This window comes from Prevotella corporis DSM 18810 = JCM 8529, from assembly GCF_000430525.1.
In the GTDB taxonomy this organism is placed as follows: Bacteria; Bacteroidota; Bacteroidia; order Bacteroidales; family Bacteroidaceae; genus Prevotella; species Prevotella corporis.
The window spans coordinates 73,251-91,773 of sequence record NZ_AUME01000001.1 but is presented as its reverse complement, the minus strand read 5'-3'; the positions used below and the strand labels follow the sequence as shown (position 1 = coordinate 91,773).

Sequence of the window (18,523 nt, the reverse complement as noted above, 5' to 3'; positions counted from 1 at the left end):
ACGAGAATCCCCACGGGCGAATCGACTTTCATCGCTCGTCCGTGGAGACTAAAGTGGGGTTACATTCCTACACCAACTCCTACACCACCCATCTGGTTGTCGTCCTTCTTTTCTTGGAAGTCGTTGGTGATGTTGCTCTGGTGCTGACGGAACTGTTTCTTGGTGTTACCAAATTTCCATGTTACCGTCAATCCAACCTGTCGGAGTGGGAAAGCAATGCGCGTGAATTGCTCAAAGTCTTTGGAATGACTGTAATGGTGGAAGCGCATCTTGTCGCGTAGAGGAGTGAAGAACATGACAGACACGTCGAGCTTATCCTTCAGGAAACTCTTGGAAACCGTTGTGGTGAACATGCTGAAACTATTACCATAGCCCTGCAGATTGAGACGCTTTGTCATTCCGCCCGTGAAGACACTCCACTTGATATCGAGAGGTAGCGTCTGCTGCAAGCCGAGAAAGCCCATTGCCTGCCACCCATAATGCTTTTCTCCAAGCATAGAGGCGCGCATGTCGCCATAGTCGAAGCCTCCGTTGAAAATAAGCCTTGTCTTAGGCGTTACCGCATAGTTCATGAAGGAACTGACATTGGTCCAGCGGTTGCGGACGATGTTTCCGTAAGTGGTGTTGAGGATTCCATTGTCCATAAATGAGAATTGCTCAATCTGATTGTCGGCAAAGTTCTCACCGATGGTGAGGTTCACCATGAACTTCGGAGTAAAGGCATTGAACACAAGACTGACGTTATGACTCGTCTCCACACTCAAGTCAGGATTACCATAGGTCAACATCGTGGCGTTGGAACGGTCAATATAGGGGTTCAGATAAGTGATGCCCGGACGAGAGATGCGCATGGCATAGTTGATACCTATGTTGATGGTCGGCGTAATGTTGTAAGTGAAGCTCGCAGATGGGACAAGATTACCATATTGCTTCTTGAAATCGCTGCCGGGACCTACGATAAAATTAACTTTCTCCCATGTATATTCGTATCGTGCGCCCATCTTGGCTCCGAATTTGCCATACTTGAGCGAATATTCGATGTAGGCAGCAAGAATGCTTTGTGTGTTTTTGTACTCCACACTGTTCTTCTTGTTGTAGATTTGCTCGTCGCCAACAAGGTCGTAGAATTTTGAATCAGATGTGTTTCGGCGGTTAATATACTTCATACCGGCATTGAGCGTCTGGTCCTTTGCCACCGGCGTGGTGTAGTCGGCTTGGAGCGTGTGCTCCGTTCCTCGTGTGTTGGCCTCAGAGTAGAGGTCCTTCAGTGGGAAAGGAATGCCCGACGGCAAGGCGTCGTAAACCCTTCGATTCTCGTTTGTTCCCGGCGATGTGTTGAAAAGATAACTTAAGGTAACGTTACTGTTGCGTGCCTTGTTGAGGAAACGCTGGTAGTCAACACTTCCATTGAACGACTTGTTGCCGTTGTTCATCACCATATCGTTTCCGTAGGAGAAGCCTGAGCCGTAAAGACCTCCGCCGAATGTGTTGGTTGTGTGCCCGCTGTTGTCCATACTGAAACCGGTCATGCCCAAAGATGCCCCGATATTGCTCATCGAGTCAAGCTCGTAACCAAGACTTATATTACCCATCATGAACGGAATGGCAGTCTTGCCCTTGGTATAGTTGGTCATCTTCGATCCATCGGCAGACGTCCGTTCTATCGTTGTTTCAATATCTTTCGTCTGTTTGCGGTCGTACATCAGGTTGGCGCTGTAGGTCAGCTTTCCCTGTTGTCCGCTAAGGAACGTGGAACCTCTCCATCCGTAATTCGTTCCTGTCAGACTGATATTCCCATTGTAACCGTTCATATTCTTTTGCTGCTGTCCCGCCTCGCGGTTCATCACGATATTCAGCACGCCTCCTACTCCTTCGGCATCGTACTTTGCTCCGGGGTTGGTCACAACCTCAATGGATTTCACCGAAGAGGCAGGCATGGCCTTGAAAATCTGCGACGGATTGGCAGAGAACATTACGTTTGGCTTTCCATCTACATAGACTTTGAATGATCCCTGACCATTCACGGTGATGTTGTCCTGCCCATCGACCGTCACCATCGGTACTTTCCGCAGCATATCGAGCACGGTATTGGCCTTCGAATCGACATCGCCCTGCACGTCGTAGGTCATCTTGTCGGTCTCCATTTTTACCAAAGGCTTCTGCGCTACCACCTCGACGCCCTTCAGTTGTTTGACATCATCCTGAATGAACAGTGAATCAAGGTGGAGGGTTTCCCCGTCCTTTCCAAGTTCAATCCTGCGTATCAGTTCCTTGCGACCCATGGCATTGAATGTGATCAGGTAATGACCTTGTCCCTTGACCTTCTGCGAGAACTTTCCATTGTCGTCGGTAACGAACATTACCACCGGCTTTTCGGTGTTTCCTTTCTTGAAGATTCTCACTGTGGCATAAGGTTCTCCTTCATGTGTGAGCGAGTCGATGAGCTCGCCTGTAATGGTTGTTGTCTGTGCATTGAGACCGATTGCGACGGCCGAAAGCACCACTGTCAGTAATGACTTGATTAATTTCATTTTTTGTTTCTGTATTTATGACCACAACTTCTCTTTCCTGTCAGCAGATGACATCTTTAAGAGAGTGCTGCGTTTCTGTATTTATTCCATTGTTTTTCCACTTCCTCAACACTGATTTCCAGAAGTTCCATCTGCCGAAACAGTTCGGGAAGCATCTCGTTCATAAACTCTTTCTTGCGTTGGGTGAGAATCTGCTTTTGCGCATCTGGCGAAACGAAATAGCCCAGTCCACGCTTATTGTAGATTATCTCCTCGCGTGCCAACAGTTCGTAAGCCTTCACTGCGGTATTGGTGTTCACCTCCAGCGTAACGGCATACTCTCTGACCGATGGTATTCGGTCGTCGGCCTTGTATAGTCCAGCTATTATCTCGTCGCAGAGGCGGTCTGCCATCTGTTCGTAGATTGCTTTATTATTATTGAAATTCATAAGCATAAGGAGTATTTTGCCTCTCCTTCCCCTCCGCTTACGTGGAGGGAGAAGATTGAGAAAGGCTTAGATGTTAATCCATTTGTTGTTGACTGCCTGCAGGCGACAATAGATGCGATAGGCGAAATAGTAACACGACGCGGTGATTGTGACACAGAATAGTGCATGCGCCCATTTGGGAAACTCGTTGGGAACCACTACCACATAATCCGTATAGGTATAGACCAGATAACAGAAACCTACGAAGATGCCCATCAGTGTAAAGGTGATGGCAATGAAAGTCAGTCCTGTCTTCAACCATGCCACCTTGCGGAAGAACATTCCCCCGACCACGAATATGGAATTGGCAGTTATAAAGCCGAGCAACCGTAATGGGAGTGAATTGTCAGCTTCGTTGAACCCTTGTATCGCCTGATCCATATTTTTGAATAGCAGCATCAGCATCGACGCATGAGAGCCTTTGTGGATAAGCATATTGACACCTTGTTGCAACAGGTCGCCAACAACGAATGCAGCTGCCACAATCAGCATCACGACGAATGTCGCTCCGATGAATCGTGCCACAAACTTCTCAAGATTGGAGGCCGGCAAAGTCAGTTCACTGATTTTGTCTTGTTTGTTTCTCAAATCGCTGATAATGGCTGAACCGCAGAGCGTAGCCACTATCCCAATGGCTCCATAACAGAACGAAGATAAACCAACGAGAGAGACTGTCATTTCCTCGACGCTCAGTTTATCCCAGTGGAAAGGATTGAAGCCCGCAATTACCGCCAAGGCAAAGAACAAAACAGCTGTAAGAAACAGATTGAAGTATGTTTTTTTTCTCACTAACAGCAGACGGCAAAATACCTGTCCGAAGCGTTTTATATTGAAATTTTCCATTGTTTTTATAAGTTTATGAGTTTGCAAATTAGTGGGTTCAGGTTGAGGGAGTTGCACTGTGTCAGCTCCTCTTGCCCACATTGCCTGTTATTTTCCTCGTGTTGTATTGTTGTTTACCGATGCATTGCCATTGATATTGATGTGCGGTTCGACGCGAATAGTTCCAGAGAGGTTTATCGATGCGTTGCCGTTGATTGTTGCTTCAGCTTCGCCGGCATCCTTGAAGACGGCATTGAGGTCGGCATTACCATCAATAACGATATTTGTTTTCTCAACGTTCAGGTTTTTCAACGAGGAAGAAGCATTGCCCTCTATCCTCACATCGAAGAATTTTGCCTGTAAGCCGGCCACGTCAATATCCGCATTTGATGCTACCAAGACTCTGACACTGTCGCCACGCATTGGCTTATCGATAGTAATATCGGCATTACCCTCCAATGTTATCTTGCGAAGTGAGGGCATGGTAATGTACACTCGGGGATAATAATCTGTACCATTCAGAATGCCGAAAGTGATTTCATGGACATCGGAGCTTTGCTTATTGCCTCGGCTAATGTGGAGAACGCCATCTTCAACTTCTATCTTGGCAAGTGAGATGATTTTCTCACGTCCTTCAATTCTGACAGCGAAACTATCGCCGGGGATGATGTTTACCGTAGCGTTGCCATCCACAAGGAGGTCTTTGAACGGTGCGACCTTCACTTCTTTCTTCACCATCTTGCCCTTTTCCTCCTTCTTACGGATACTGCACGAGGTGAGAACAGTAGCGCAGACAGCAGCCACGAGCAACAATTTTGTTGTAAAAGAATATATCTGTTTCATTGTTTTTACTTTATTTAAGTGTCCGATAATTTATTTTTCAATCACTGTTTTTCACACCTCTGCCCTATCCAACTTGCCCAATATTGCAGCATTGAACAGCAATTCAAGGTTGATGGGTGTCTCCGGACTGCCGCTCTTGCGACGTGCCATGACGGCATTGCCCTGCAATGAAGGCTCGGCATAAAGCACGCTGTCGTCCATTTGGTCGGCATTGCGGTAAGAGAACTCATACTTCTCGGCGATTTCCTCGGTCGCTGAGTTAAGCAACAGTTCCGAATTGTTCAGAATGAGCACATGGTCGAGGAGCTGCTCGACGTCGTGTACCTGATGCGTGGAGATGATGAGCGAGGAGTCTTCGGGCAAATTGCCGGCCACCACCTTGCGAAACAAGGCTTTCGACGGAATGTCGAGACCGTTGGTTGGCTCGTCCATCAACAGCAACTGGCAGCAGGAAGCCATGGCAACGCTCATGTAAATCTTCTTTTTCTGTCCCATCGACAGCTCCTTGAAGTTGGCATCTAATGGCATTTCGAAGTCCGTCAGGCACTTGTTAAGAACCTCCACGCTGAAGCGAGGATAAAAATTCTGATGAATTTTCACATACTGCTTCAGCGTAAGGTTCGGAAGATTATACTCTTCTGGCACTACATACAGTTCGCGCAGCATCTCAGGATGGCGTTTCTTGGTTTCCATACCATCGATATTAACGGATCCCTTCTTCGGACGGAGCAGACCGGAAATCAGATAAAGCAATGTACTCTTTCCCGTTCCGTTCTTGCCCAACAGACCGTAAATGCGCTTTTGGTTCAGCGTTAGATTCAAGCCGTCAAACACCTTGTGCTTGCTGCCTGGATAGTTGAACGATAAATTCTTAATCTCAATCATAGCTTTGTATATTTATGTTTTGTTGTTTGCTTACTTGTTATAGTGTTCTACTTTAATAGAACACTGCAAAGATATATCATTAAAACATAACCTCCAAACTTTTGAGCAATTTTTTTGGGAAAATTTTACTTTCATAGCTGAATAACCGCATGTCGCACCTCATTCTCCTTATTATATATAGACAGGTTTCGCAATCCCACTCTTCCCCATTCAACCCAATTCGGCGATTAGATCCTTTGCGGATGGTGTTCTATGTCGGTCAGACGTCTGTCGTTTCTTCAAATACATGGCAAGTGCTGCAGTGGAAGGACGGCAGGAAAGAAAAGCGTTAATCCCAAATTGGACACTTCACCGAATTGTATTTAACTGCAAGAGATGAGAAAACCAGATGCAACGTGCATGCGACAGATAATACTCGCCGAGCCATCAAAATGAATATCCAACTGAATCATACAGCCGTTTCGATGCTTCCCAAATTGGGAAATATCCTTACAAATGACTTGGCATAACTTGCTCAAAAGAAAACGACAGTGAGTTTGCTCGCAAATACGCAAATTTTGGATAACAATACAATTATTTGATTTTCAAACCGTTGCAAAAACAAACAAAAACAGCGGAGCAAAAAACACAAAACGGTGCGCCATTTTTCGTGCGAAAGCTCACCTTTTACTATGCGAGAGGTTAAAAACGACACGATGAAAGATAAGCCAATAGCATGCGAAAGGTTAGCCTTTGAAGGCTGAATTGCCAGCCAAGGGGATATTTAAGGATAAAAACAACCAAACCAAGCTTATTTCTGGTTTGAAATTTTCTAAAACAAGGATTTTCGGAAGCTTGTTTTTGATAAAAAATTTTGACAGAAAAGTCATTACGATTTCAAACGTCAGATGGGAATTTCCTCCGTCGCATCGCCATCAACGAATGAGCAAAAGGATTGTCGGCGACCGATGAGCCACCCTACATTGTCGGTTCTGCGATTTTGTTCAGCCAGCTGCCACGGAAGATGCGGACAAGGAACATGCTGCCACGGAAGGTTAGCTCAACCGCCATGGCGAACCAAACGCCACGAAGTCCGTAGGAGGAGGCGAGGGCATAGGCCAAGGTGAGACGCACCAGCCACATCGAACCGAGATTGATGAGCGAGGGTTTGAACGTGTCGCCTGCTCCAATGCAAACGCTGTATGAGACGATGGCAGCAGCAAAGAATGGCTCAGCGAAAGCCTCAATGCGAAGAACGGCAACTCCCAGCTCGCGAATTTCCTGAACAGGCGAAAGCATGCCAATCATTTCAGGTGCGAAGACATACATCACCGCGCCCATAACAGCCATGACTCCCATGCCAAGGAACACCGTCATGTGGGCAAAGCTCTTGCAAAGCTCCCTGCGCCCTGCGCCGACACTCTGTCCGACCAACGTCGTGGCAGCCTCGCCGATACCGTAACCCGGCATATAGCAAAGACTTTCGGCAGTGACGGCAAACGAATTGGCAGCAATGGCAAAGTTACCAAGAGGTGCCACAATCATAGTAGATATCACCTGCGCACCGTTCATCAGCAAATATTGCAACGCCATGGGCGCACCAATCGCAATGGCATTCCGAATATAATCCCACACCCAAACAAACCGATGGGTATCTAACTTCCAAGCGAGGATGGGACTACGGAAAATGGCGAAATAGACCAAAGGAATCGCTGCTGCAACAAAGGCCAACAGCGTGCCAAGGGCTGCGCCCTCAACGCCCAGACCAAAACCGAACATCTCGAATTCAACACCAAAGACATGGAGAACACGGGTCGGAAAAATTAAGATAAAGTTGAAAATGACATCGAAAACACACATCAACACAGCAATGAAACTGGGGTGACGCATATCGCCGGAGACCTTCAGCATGGCGGCGGAAAGGTATTCCACCAAATGAATGGGAACTGCGAAGGAGAAAATGAGAAAATACATCGAGGCATCGTGCTGAATATCGGCGCCACCGCCCAACCAACGGGGCAAGAAACCTGAAATCAGGGCTGCCACAGACATCAGAATCAGACTGAAAGCCAGACCGAAGATGTAGCCGTGGCGCATCACGGCACGAGCCTTCTCAAAGTCGTTGGCACCGATGAAGTGGGCTGCCTGTACGGAAAAGCCCATACCTCCGGCTGCCACCAACGAACCGAAGAGCCACGTGGCTGGTTCGACAAGGCCGATCGATGCCGATGCCTCTGCCCCAAGCGAACCCACCATCGAGGCATCGATATAGAACATCAGCACGGTCGTAACCTGAGCAAGGACAGAAGGAATGCTCAGCTGGACGATGAGATTCAGTTTCTCACCCGTTGTCATAGCCATGCCACTCCTTATCTTAGCCAACAGAGAATCGGTAACTGTCTTGCTGAATATCATCAGGAAAGTAGGGAGCTAAAAATGTTCGCCCCTTTTCTCACCTTTATTCCCCAAATAGCCAGATTGCCATAAGGAGAATAAAGACGAAAAAAGGGGTGAGGACGATTATTTGTTGTTTGCTCTGTAGTACGAATGCAACCGCAAATCGAAAATCAGGTTAGAATAAGTCGGAACCCCTTTGACTTCACGATTGCCATAGCCAAGTTGGTAAGGAACGTAAACCACCCAGTGGTCGCCAATATGCATGTTTTGAAGTGCAGTGGCAAAGCCATCAACGACCTTGCTGACACGCATCTGCGCCGGACGCGCTGTCTTCGCATTGAAATCTGTAAATCCCCAAGAGCTATCAAAGATTAATCCTGAAGTATAAGTTGTAGAAGGGAGCAACCTCCCTTGATAATGGACATGAACAGAGTCGGTGAACAATGGCACTCCGGCACCTTTGCCCTTTTCCAATTCATGGACAATGATATGCTTTTCGGGAGCGTACGTTTGCGTTCCTTCGGCATTGTGAACTTGGTTCTGATAGGAATAGTTGAGGATTATCTTCCACGACGTATCGCCATTGGCTATCTTCTGCTTCGTCTCGTTGTAAAGATTGATCCAATACTTGTCATTGACGGCTTTCCAGTCGGCAAACTCCTCTACTTCGTTGTTGTCCTCGGTACATGACGTCAGCAGCCCTGCCGAAAGCATCAGTCCAAGCATGACAAAGCCTGTGAGCAACGAATGCCGTAAGCTGGCTTTTATTTGATTGAGTGAATACATATTTGATAGATAGAAATTATACATCCAGTTTCTTCAACAGGGAGGTGAGCGAAACTCTGTCCTCTATGATTTCGCGGAGCTTTGCCACAGGCACGCGTTCCTGTTTCATAGAATCGCGATAGCGCAAGGTTACGCTGTTGTCGGTCAGCGAGTCGCCATCGACGGTCACACAGAAAGGTGTGCCAATGGCATCCTGACGGCGATAACGCTTACCGATGGAGTCCTTGGCCTCAATCGTGGTGTTGAAATGAAACTTCAGGTCGTTCACGATTTCCTGTGCCTTCTCAGGCAGCCCGTCTTTGTTCACCAACGGCAACACGGCACACTTGATTGGAGCGAGAGGTTCAGGCAATTTGAGCACAACGCGTGAAGATCCATTCTCCAATTGCTCTTCTTCGTAGCTGTGGCACATCACCGAAAGGAACATTCTATCTACGCCAATGGAGGTCTCCACTACGTAAGGGGTGTAATTCTCGTTGCGTTCGGGATCGAAATACTTCACCTGACGACCGGAGAATTTCTCGTGTTGCGACAAGTCGAAGTCGGTACGGGAGTGGATTCCCTCCACTTCCTTGAAGCCGAACGGCATGTGGAACTCTATGTCGGTTGCCGCATTGGCATAGTGCGCTAACTTTTCGTGGTCGTGGTAGCGATAGTTCTCGTTGCCCATGCCGAGTGCCTGATGCCAAGCAAGGCGGTGCTGTTTCCAATAATTGAACCATTCCATCTCCGTTCCTGGCTGACAGAAGAACTGCATCTCCATTTGCTCGAACTCACGCATACGGAACACGAACTGGCGGGCTACAATCTCGTTGCGGAAAGCCTTTCCTATCTGTGCGATACCAAACGGCAGCTTCATGCGTCCGGTCTTTTGAACGTTGAGAAAGTTAACGAATATGCCCTGTGCCGTCTCCGGACGGAGATAAATCTTACTTGCAGAATCGGAAGATGCGCCAATTTCGGTGGAGAACATGAGGTTGAATTGGCGCACGTCGGTCCAGTTCTTTGTTCCGCTAATGGGATCAACGATGCCCTCGTCGAGAATAATCTGTTTCAGACCTTCAAGGTCAGTGGCCTCCATCGCTGCGGCAAAGCGAGCGTGAAGGTCATCGTGTTTGCGCTGATTCTCCAAAACGCGAGGATTAGTGGCGCGGAATTTCGCTTCGTCGAAGGCGTCACCGAATTTCTTGGCAGCCTTAGCAACTTCCTTTTCGATCTTTTCCTCATATTTTCCGAGCTGGTCTTCTATCAGCACATCGGCACGATAGCGTTTCTTTGAGTCACGGTTGTCAATCAACGGGTCGTTGAATGCATCGACGTGTCCACTGGCTTTCCAAACGGTAGGGTGCATGAAGATGGACGAGTCGATACCCACGATGTTGTTGTGGAGCAGCACCATCGACTGCCACCAGTATTGCTTGATGTTATTTTTCAGTTCTACTCCGTTCTGACCGTAGTCATAAACAGCAGCCAAGCCATCATAAATATCACTACTCGGAAAGACAAAGCCATATTCCTTGCAATGACTTACTATCTTTTTGAAAACATCTTCTTGTGCCATAACTATCTTTCTTTTCCTTTAAATTTTATGCAATTTTGACGCAAAGATAGTGTTTTTTTGAAAAACTGACAATGAAAGAATGTGAAAGTTTACGAAAGCAGGCACACGAAACCGAAGAAGGGAACAAGGGAAGGAGATCTGTTTTTCAGAGTTTTGTTGCCCTTAGGCTTTATTTCTGTGAGATATTTTTGTAACTTTGCAGACAAAACGGATTAATCCAGATATGAGAAATTATCTTCTACCACTATTAATACTGCTTTGCACGGCAGCCTACGGACAAAATAACGACTCCCTTTCGGTTTGCAAAGACACCCTTTCCGCCACAAAAGGGCAGACAAGTGCCGACAGTGACAGTGTTGCAATGGGAAAAAACCTGTTGTCCGACAGCATGGTAGAGAAACGGGGGCTGGACAAAATCGCACAAAGCAGGCTTTTCCAGATGACTTACATCGGAGTGCCGCTGATCGCCGGCGGACTGATAGAGATGCACGAAGATAAGAAATTCCGCTCATTGCGCAACGACTTCTTGCCTCAATTCCACAGTGATGTTGATAATTACACACAATACCTTCCGGCAGCAATTCTCATTGGGCTAAAGACATCTGGAGTGAAGAGCCGAAGCTCGTGGGGAAGGATGCTTGTGAGCGATGCCATCGCTATGGCACTCGTCACTGGAACCATACAGGGGCTTAAGCATACAACAACCGTTACGCGGCCCGATGGCTCGAACATGGCAAGTTTTCCATCAGGACACACAGCCACGGCCTTCATGACCGCAACAATGCTCAACAAGGAATACGGACACTACAGCCCATGGGTGGGAATCAGCGCCTATGGAGTTGCCACCGCAACAGGACTGATGAGAATGGCAAACAACAAGCACTGGTTGAGCGATGTCCTGGTGGGAGCTGGCATTGGTATCATCTCGACGGAACTGGGCTACTGGATTGCGGACAAGATCTTCAAAGATAAGGGACTGAACATCACCAAATCCAAGTACGGATATGGCGCAGCGCACAACGTCAAGCCATCGTTTCTCGGACTTTACATGGGCTTCAACCTTCCCTTGAGTAAATATGACTTGGATGAGAACAATGAGTTTGAGACATCAACCGGGACTACCATAGGCATTGAGGGAGCATATTTCATTAACCGATATATAGGTTTCGGCGGCAGGGCATCCATCTCCAACCTCCATTTCATCATCAACGAGAGCAAGACCGATGACTACACGTTCCATTATTATTCATTCTACGTTGGACCATATTTCTCACTTCCACTCTCCAACCGTTGGGCAGTGGGCAGCAAACTCCTATTAGGAGAATTGCTTTATCGCCATCCACCCTTCACGAACAAAAACCTAAGAACAAATCGCAGCATCGCCTACGGAACAGGTATCTCGATCGATTACATCATCAGAGCAAAGCTCATGGGCTGCATTTTTCTTGATTATTCCCTCCGTCCGCCACATAATGTAAACTCCCACGAGTACTTCCATACGATGACATTGGGTGCAAAAATTGCTGTTCGCTTCTAACAAATTCTCAAATATTTTTCATTCTATCCATACAAGGCATAGCTTTCGCTTTCTGAAAGCTAACCTTTTGTCGTACGATATGTCATGAATGGAAGGGCAAAAGGTCACCTTTTAGTTTTGGAAAAATATCGTACTGATTATCAATACATTACAAAAACACAAATCGAACCCTGTTTTTGTTCATATAGATTCATGACAATAATTAGTCCACAGGTTCGGCATCCAACATCTATTTGCCGCCTTTTGAATACGACTTGAACACATAAGGAGACATTAATCAGCACTGGACCGAAACCCGTTAAATCTCATAATTTGATACAACTTTGCGCGAAGTTCCACAAAACTATATAGGATGCTTTTGGTTCGCTTCTGAATTGTAGCGCATTAAATTTTGCAATTTCGATAATTTGTCGTACCTTTGAACTTTAAACCATGACAACTTATCATCTATGGACGACGACAAGCGAAAAGACAACAACGAAGAGGAAGAGTTGGAACAGGACGGCGAAGGAACTATGGTTGAGGAAGAAGAGACCAGTGAGGAATCACACTCTGATTATAAGCCAGCAGACAGATTCGATGCCTCAGCCGTAAAACACCTTTCTGGAATGTACAAGAACTGGTTCTTGGACTATGCCAGCTATGTGATACTCGAACGCGCCGTGCCCCATATCGAAGACGGTCTGAAACCTGTTCAACGACGAATACTCCACTCCATGAAGCGCATGGATGACGGACGATACAACAAGGTGGCAAACATCGTCGGACACACCATGCAATTCCACCCACACGGCGATGCCTCTATCGGCGATGCCCTGGTACAAATGGGACAAAAAGATTTGCTCATCGACACCCAAGGAAACTGGGGCAATATACTCACCGGCGACAGAGCGGCAGCACCGCGCTACATAGAATCACGTCTGTCGAAGTTTGCCCTTGAGACCGTCTTTAATCCCAAAACCACAGAGTGGCAATTGTCTTACGATGGAAGAAACAAAGAGCCTATCACGCTGCCAGTTAAGTTTCCCTTGCTTTTGGCTCAGGGTGCAGAAGGAATTGCTGTGGGATTATCATCGAAAATACTCCCACACAACCTCAACGAGATATGTGACGCAGCCATAAAGTATCTGAAAGGTAAAGAATTTCACCTCTATCCAGACTTCCCCACTGGCGGAAGCATTGATGTTTCCAAATATAACGACGGACAAAGGGGCGGTTCGCTCAAGGTGCGTGCCAAGATAGAGAAGATTGACAACAAGACACTTGTCATCCGAGAGATACCCTTCTCCAAGACAGCAAGCACACTTCAAGACTCCATAACCAAAGCCGTTGAGAAAGGGAAACTCAAGATTCGCAAGGTGGAAGACATGACGGCATCGGAAGTTGAGATACAATTGCACCTCACTCCAGGCACATCGAGCGACAAGACCATGGACGCTCTCTATGCCTTTACCGATTGTGAGATCAACATTTCGCCGAACTGTTGTGTTATCGCCAATCAGAAGCCACAGTTTCTGACCATATCTGACGTACTCCGCCACTCTGCTGAGCACACGAAAGCACTCCTTCAACGTGAATTGGAGATACGCAAGGGCGAGCTTGAAGAACAACTTTTCTTCAACTCTCTCGAACGCATCTTCATAGAAGAGCGCATCTACAAGGAAAGAAAGTTCGAGACTTCGAAAAACATGGATGAGGTAGTGGCCTTCGTTGACTCCAAACTGGAGCCTTACAAGAAAACTTTCATCCGCGAAGTGACGCGCGACGACATACTCCGACTACTGGAAATCAAGATGCAACGTATCTTGAAATTCAACAAAGATAAAGCCGACGAGCTCATTCAGAAGATAAAAGCCGAGATTGCCGATATAGAAAAAGATCTCAATGAGATGGTCAGAGTGACCATAGAGTGGTTCAAACACCTTAAAGACAAATACGGAAAGAACTTCCCCCGACGGACCGAAATCAAGAGTTTCGACACCATCATCGCTGCAAAGGTTGTCGATGCGAACGAGAAACTCTACATTGACCGCAAGGGAGGGTTCATCGGAACAGGACTGAAGAAGGCCGAATTCATACAAAACTGCTCCGACCTTGACGATGTAATCATCTTCTATAAGGATGGAAAATACAAGGTCATACGCATCGCCGACAAGATTTTCGTTGGCAAAAACATACTCCACGTTCAGGTATTTAAGAAGAATGACAAAAGAACCATTTACAACACCGTCTATCGTGACGGCGCTGACGGCATCTATTACATCAAGCGATTTAACGTGACATCAATCACCCGCGATAAGGATTACGACCTTACACAAGGTTCTCCCGGTTCGAAGGTCATCTACTTCACCGCCAATCCGAACGGAGAAGCCGAAGTTATCAAGGTGACACTCGACCCATCACCCTGCAAAAAGCGAAAGAACATTTTCCTTGAACGCAACTTTTCAGACATCATGATTAAGGGCAAGACGGCCAAAGGCAACATCCTGACAAAGGAAAACATCCACAGAATATCGCTCAAAAGTCACGGACACTCCACGTTAGGTGGGCGAAAAGTATGGTTCGACCCAGATGTGAACCGCATTAACTACGAGGAGCAAGGCGAATTGCTCGGCGAATTCAACGACAACGACAGCATTTTGGTCGTGCTCGATGACGGAAATTTCTACATTACCAACTTCGACTCGTCGAATCACTACGAGGAAAACATCCTCAGACTTGAGAAGTTTGATGCCGACAAGCCGTGGACTGCAGTAGTTTATGATGCCGACAACCAAGGCTATCCCTATTTGAAACGGTTCCAAATGGAAGCGACAAAACGTCATCAGAACTTTATCGGCGAGAATCCGAGTTCCAAACTGGTGCTCCTAACCGACCAAACATATCCCCGTATTGAAGTTACTTATGGCGGTGCCGATGCTGGCAGAGGCAAAGAGGAAATCGATGCCGAGGACTTTGTTGGCGTGAAGGGATTCAAGGCAAAGGGTAAACGCATCTCAACGTTCAAGATTGCCAAAATAACCGAGCTCGAACCACTCCGCTTCCCCGAACCCGAAGAAGTGGAAGAGGACACCGATGAGGAGGAAACACCTGACGCACAGCCTAAGACGGAAGAGGAAAACAATCTTGATCCTGATGCCGGCAAAAGCAAACAGCAGGTGATTGACGAGATTAACGGCCAATTAAACTTATTCCCCGATGAGTAATCGCAACAGAATTAGTGAAAGAACGCATGAGAAAAAGTGGACTAAAAGAATTGTTTACCTTTGCTCCTGTGCGCTTTTCCTTTTTTATTCAGTACAAACCGATGCGCAAGACACACTGCGGACGGGCAAAGTGATAACCAATGCGCAAATAATCGGCATCGGACACGTCAACCAACTCGACACCTATCTTTCGCCATTGGAATACAGAGGCTTCGAATTGCGCTACCTTTCCCACTCAATACGCGAGAACAATACGAGAATTTCGCGGGAGATCATTCACCAAGCACACTTCTCTTCAACGCATAACCGAGCCGAAAACAATAACGAACTGGGCGGACTATACAACTTTCAGTACAACATTCAGTATGAGTTGGGCAAATGGAACACAGGCAGTGGCACTTTGGTGGTGAAGGCGGGAGGAGGCATAGATGCTAATGTGGGATTCCTTTACAACACCCGCAATTCCAACAATCCCGCACAAGCCTACGTAAGCCTCAACCTTGCGCCCAACGCCACCGCAGCCTATCGATTCCGGATGTGGAAACGTCCGTTCCAGATTCGTTACGAGGCACAAGTGCCACTCGTAGGTTTGATGTTCGCTCCGAACTTCGGACAAAGCTACTATGAGATATTTTCTGAGGGCAACTACGACCACAATATCGTGCCGACGACCATCATTTCCACCCCATCGCTCCGCCAAATGCTCACTTTCGACTTCACCATCCACCACACGACGGTGCGACTCGGCTATCTCGGCGATTTCCAACAAGCCAAGGTAAACGGGCTGAAGTACCACACATGGAGCAACATGCTCATCGTGGGGCTCGTGAGAAAGTTTTCAATCACTAAGATTCTGCCATAATGCCAACGAACGTTAAATCCACCTTCCATCATGCAATAGCATTCCTTTGCCTACTGCTGACATTGCTCAACCTAAGTTCCTGTGTGACAAACGATGACTACCCTGACAATCCACAAGGCAATTTCGAGGCGCTTTGGAAGATACTGGACGAGCACTACTGCTTCTTCGAACAGAAAGGCATTAACTGGAATGAAGTACACAACCGCTATGCCAAACAGTTTGACAGAGGAATGACTGAGAGTCAGCAATTTGAAGTACTGGCAAACCTGCTGTCCGAATTGAAAGACGGGCACGTCAATCTCTACACCTCTTTTAATATGGCACGCTATTGGTCGTGGCACGAGAATTACCCGAAGAACTATTCCGACTCTTTGGAACGCAAATACCTCAAGACCGATTACCTCATTGCAAGCGGTATGGACTATACCATCCTCGACGACAACATCGGCTACTTGCGCTGCGAGAGCTTTCAAAGAGGCATTGGGGCGGGAAACCTCGACGATATCCTACTTTACTTTCAGCCTTGCAAAGCCATCATCATCGATATCAGGAATAATGGTGGAGGCGCACTGACCAATGCCGAGGAGCTCGCTGCACGCTTCACCAACAAGGAGATACTCGTTGGCTACATGCAGCACAAGACCGGCAAGAGACACAATGACTTCTCGGCTATGAAAGAGCAAACGCTCAAGCCAGGCAAGGGCATCCGCTGGCAGAAACCCGTCGTTGTCTTGACAAACAGAAGCGTATTCTCGGCTGCCAACGAATTTGTGAAATACATGCGTTGTTGCCCGAACGTACAGACTGTCGGCGACCGAACGGGAGGCGGATCAGGGCTTCCGTTCTCCAGTGAGTTGCCAAATGGATGGAGTGTGCGCTTCTCAGCCTGCCCGATGTACGACAAAGACAAGGTACTAACAGAGTTTGGCATAGATCCAGACTACAAAATCAACCTAACAGACGCTGATTTCCAACAAGGAAAAGACACCATCATCGAGTTCGCGCGTAAACTTCTCAATTCTTAATCCCACTCTTCTATCCCACTACTTCTGAGTTCCTATTTTTGATTATCGAAGGAGAAAACACAATCGGGACATTCATCCCCATCCCGACACTCAACAACGGATTGCACATCTATCTGCCAATTCGTTAAATATATATACGTTTAATATTCACAAGAGGAACAAAATCCGACAAAATATGAACTTTTTGATACTAAAGCTTGCGGATATTAATAAAAATAAATATCTTTGCTGAACTGAAGCCAAATTACAAGTAGGTGGAACCACTGCCTACAGTGTAAGGAAACTATTTAATTATTTATTATCCATTCTTAATTTACATTTATTTATGAAGAAAATTTTTACTGCATTATTCGCCTTCGTTGCGACGTTAACAGCATCAGCGCAGGCTTGGGACGGAACAGCGGCAATCTGGACAAATGGTGATGGCACGGAAGCCAATCCCTATCTGATAGAAACACCAGCCAATTTAGCCTATCTCAGCACATCGGTGAATGCAACAGAAACCTACGAAGGAAAATTTTTCAAGGTTGCAAATGAGCTGAATATGGGCGCTGACGCAGGTCGGATATTCCGTCCGATTGGAAAGTTCGACAATGCTTTCAATACCACCACTATGCAACAAGAAGACAATTCTTTCTATTTCAAGGGCACATTTGATGGAAACAACAAGCCCATCAGAAATCTCATGATTCAGTTGGAGGAAGAAGGCGAGCTCGGTGGTACAGGCTTGTTTGCAGCTATCAATGCCCCAGCCCACATCCATAATGTAATTCTCTCCAATTCGGTACAGGTTGCAGGCACCCTTGAGACAGGATCGCTCGTAGGACACATGACTGGTGGCTTGGTGGAGAACATTCTCTTCCAAGGCCGTTTGAATGGCACGATGAACTGTGGTGGTATCGTCGCAGTTGCAGACGATGGCATTATTCAGTGTTGTTTCAACACTGGTGAGATTCAAGGTACAGCCGATGTTGGTGGTATCATTGCACAGCCAGTTGGAAACACAGTTGTCAAGAACTGTATCAATGCTGGTCCAGTAACATCAAGTCCAAGTTACGGTGCCGGTGGTATCGCCAGCAGTCTTTTCGACCAATCATCTGTTATCAACTGCTACAATACGGGCAAAGTGACGGCTCCTGTTCTCGCAGGCATATTTGAGCCTCACGCTGTCGTGGGCGACAAATCGTCAAGCAATGGCAAAGTGGAGAACAACTACTATGTAGAGGCAACCAGCGGTCTATCTGACCCCAGCGCAACGGCAAAGACAGCCGATGAGATGAAGACACAGGAAGTGCTCGACGCACTCAATGCCGGACAGGATCCCACTCCATTTGTTAAGGACGAAAAAGGCATCAACAGCGGATTCCCTGTTCTCGCATGGCTTGTAAAAGCTGCATCGGACGGAATCGAAGAGACAGTTAACGCTCCAACTGAGGGCAACTTCGTCATCAATGGCCGTGAGATTACGGCTTCACAGAAAGTATCAATCTTTACCGTAGGCGGCAGCCTTATCGGTCAGGGCACTCACATTGCATTGCCTGCAGAAGGCTTGTACATCGTAAAATCGGCTACAACCGTTACCAAGATACTTGTAAAATAATAAGAATCTATCCAATATCCCC

General features: G+C 47.0%; 13 protein-coding genes. 5 read left to right on the top strand and 8 right to left on the bottom strand.

Features of this window, described 5'->3' with window-relative positions; genetic code table 11:
• Nucleotides 1–59 precede the first annotated feature (59 nt).
• From H515_RS0100345 to H515_RS0100305, 8 genes are all read right to left on the bottom strand, one after another.
• Complete coding sequence (locus H515_RS0100345) at nt 60–2,531, bottom strand: TonB-dependent receptor (protein ID WP_025875176.1); 2,472 nt, start codon at nt 2,529–2,531, stop codon at nt 60–62.
• Between the two features lie 56 nt (nt 2,532–2,587).
• On the bottom strand, nt 2,588–2,959 hold the full coding sequence (locus H515_RS0100340) for a GntR family transcriptional regulator (RefSeq protein WP_025875178.1): 372 nt from the start codon (nt 2,957–2,959) through the stop codon (nt 2,588–2,590).
• A 66-nt stretch (nt 2,960–3,025) separates the two neighbouring features.
• Entirely contained in the window at nt 3,026–3,841 is an 816-nt protein-coding gene (locus H515_RS0100335) for a hypothetical protein (protein ID WP_028901423.1), read from the bottom strand.
• An 87-nt stretch (nt 3,842–3,928) separates the two neighbouring features.
• Nucleotides 3,929–4,663: a GIN domain-containing protein gene (locus H515_RS0100330; protein ID WP_025875180.1), complete on the bottom strand. Its 735-nt coding sequence runs from the start codon at nt 4,661–4,663 to the stop codon at nt 3,929–3,931.
• A 51-nt stretch (nt 4,664–4,714) separates the two neighbouring features.
• Nucleotides 4,715–5,548, bottom strand: coding sequence for an ABC transporter ATP-binding protein (locus tag H515_RS0100325; RefSeq protein WP_025875182.1), 834 nt, complete (start codon nt 5,546–5,548; stop codon nt 4,715–4,717).
• Between the two features lie 957 nt (nt 5,549–6,505).
• Nucleotides 6,506–7,942 (bottom strand): MATE family efflux transporter, encoded by a 1,437-nt coding sequence (locus tag H515_RS0100315; RefSeq protein ID WP_028901421.1) that lies wholly within the window; start codon nt 7,940–7,942, stop codon nt 6,506–6,508.
• Nucleotides 7,943–8,047: 105 nt separating this feature from the next.
• Nucleotides 8,048–8,710 (bottom strand): FKBP-type peptidyl-prolyl cis-trans isomerase, encoded by a 663-nt coding sequence (locus H515_RS0100310; protein ID WP_025875183.1) that lies wholly within the window; start codon nt 8,708–8,710, stop codon nt 8,048–8,050.
• Between the two features lie 16 nt (nt 8,711–8,726).
• Nucleotides 8,727–10,271, bottom strand: a complete 1,545-nt coding sequence (locus tag H515_RS0100305) for a glycine--tRNA ligase (RefSeq protein WP_025875185.1) — start codon at nt 10,269–10,271, stop codon at nt 8,727–8,729.
• 223 nt (nt 10,272–10,494) lie between these two features.
• Between H515_RS0100305 and H515_RS12725 the strand changes: the two genes are divergently transcribed.
• The 5 genes from H515_RS12725 (at nt 10,495) to H515_RS0100280 (ending at nt 18,501) form a co-directional block, all read left to right on the top strand.
• Nucleotides 10,495–11,808: a phosphatase PAP2 family protein gene (locus H515_RS12725; protein WP_081410090.1), complete on the top strand. Its 1,314-nt coding sequence runs from the start codon at nt 10,495–10,497 to the stop codon at nt 11,806–11,808.
• Between the two features lie 515 nt (nt 11,809–12,323).
• Nucleotides 12,324–15,014 (top strand): DNA gyrase/topoisomerase IV subunit A, encoded by a 2,691-nt coding sequence (locus tag H515_RS0100295; RefSeq protein WP_051274595.1) that lies wholly within the window; start codon nt 12,324–12,326, stop codon nt 15,012–15,014.
• Nucleotides 15,007–15,876, top strand: a complete 870-nt coding sequence (locus H515_RS0100290; RefSeq protein ID WP_081410089.1) for a DUF3316 domain-containing protein — start codon at nt 15,007–15,009, stop codon at nt 15,874–15,876. The genes H515_RS0100295 and H515_RS0100290 overlap by 8 nt, the downstream gene beginning before the upstream one ends.
• Nucleotides 15,876–16,901, top strand: a complete 1,026-nt coding sequence (locus H515_RS0100285; protein WP_025875190.1) for a S41 family peptidase — start codon at nt 15,876–15,878, stop codon at nt 16,899–16,901. The genes H515_RS0100290 and H515_RS0100285 overlap by 1 nt, the downstream gene beginning before the upstream one ends.
• Nucleotides 16,902–17,226: 325 nt before the next feature.
• Nucleotides 17,227–18,501 carry a hypothetical protein gene (locus tag H515_RS0100280; RefSeq protein ID WP_025875191.1) on the top strand — a complete coding sequence of 425 codons (1,275 nt, stop codon included), beginning with the start codon at nt 17,227–17,229 and terminating at the stop codon, nt 18,499–18,501.
• Nucleotides 18,502–18,523: the final 22 nt, after the last annotated feature.

Bases quoted from the DNA above. Each gene is read 5' to 3' on its own strand.
- H515_RS0100285 (WP_025875190.1), top strand. From the start codon at position 15,876: ATGCCAACGAACGTTAAATCCACCTTCCATCATGCAATAGCATTCCTT.
- H515_RS0100315 (WP_028901421.1), bottom strand. From the start codon at position 7,942: ATGATATTCAGCAAGACAGTTACCGATTCTCTGTTGGCTAAGATAAGG.
- H515_RS0100345 (WP_025875176.1), bottom strand. From the start codon at position 2,531: ATGAAATTAATCAAGTCATTACTGACAGTGGTGCTTTCGGCCGTCGCA.
- H515_RS0100340 (WP_025875178.1), bottom strand. From the start codon at position 2,959: ATGAATTTCAATAATAATAAAGCAATCTACGAACAGATGGCAGACCGC.
- H515_RS0100305 (WP_025875185.1), bottom strand. From the start codon at position 10,271: ATGGCACAAGAAGATGTTTTCAAAAAGATAGTAAGTCATTGCAAGGAA.
- H515_RS0100280 (WP_025875191.1), top strand. From the start codon at position 17,227: ATGAAGAAAATTTTTACTGCATTATTCGCCTTCGTTGCGACGTTAACA.
- H515_RS0100310 (WP_025875183.1), bottom strand. From the start codon at position 8,710: ATGTATTCACTCAATCAAATAAAAGCCAGCTTACGGCATTCGTTGCTC.
- H515_RS0100325 (WP_025875182.1), bottom strand. From the start codon at position 5,548: ATGATTGAGATTAAGAATTTATCGTTCAACTATCCAGGCAGCAAGCAC.
- H515_RS0100295 (WP_051274595.1), top strand. From the start codon at position 12,324: ATGGTTGAGGAAGAAGAGACCAGTGAGGAATCACACTCTGATTATAAG.
- H515_RS0100290 (WP_081410089.1), top strand. From the start codon at position 15,007: ATGAGTAATCGCAACAGAATTAGTGAAAGAACGCATGAGAAAAAGTGG.
- H515_RS0100330 (WP_025875180.1), bottom strand. From the start codon at position 4,663: ATGAAACAGATATATTCTTTTACAACAAAATTGTTGCTCGTGGCTGCT.
- H515_RS0100335 (WP_028901423.1), bottom strand. From the start codon at position 3,841: ATGGAAAATTTCAATATAAAACGCTTCGGACAGGTATTTTGCCGTCTG.
- H515_RS12725 (WP_081410090.1), top strand. From the start codon at position 10,495: ATGAGAAATTATCTTCTACCACTATTAATACTGCTTTGCACGGCAGCC.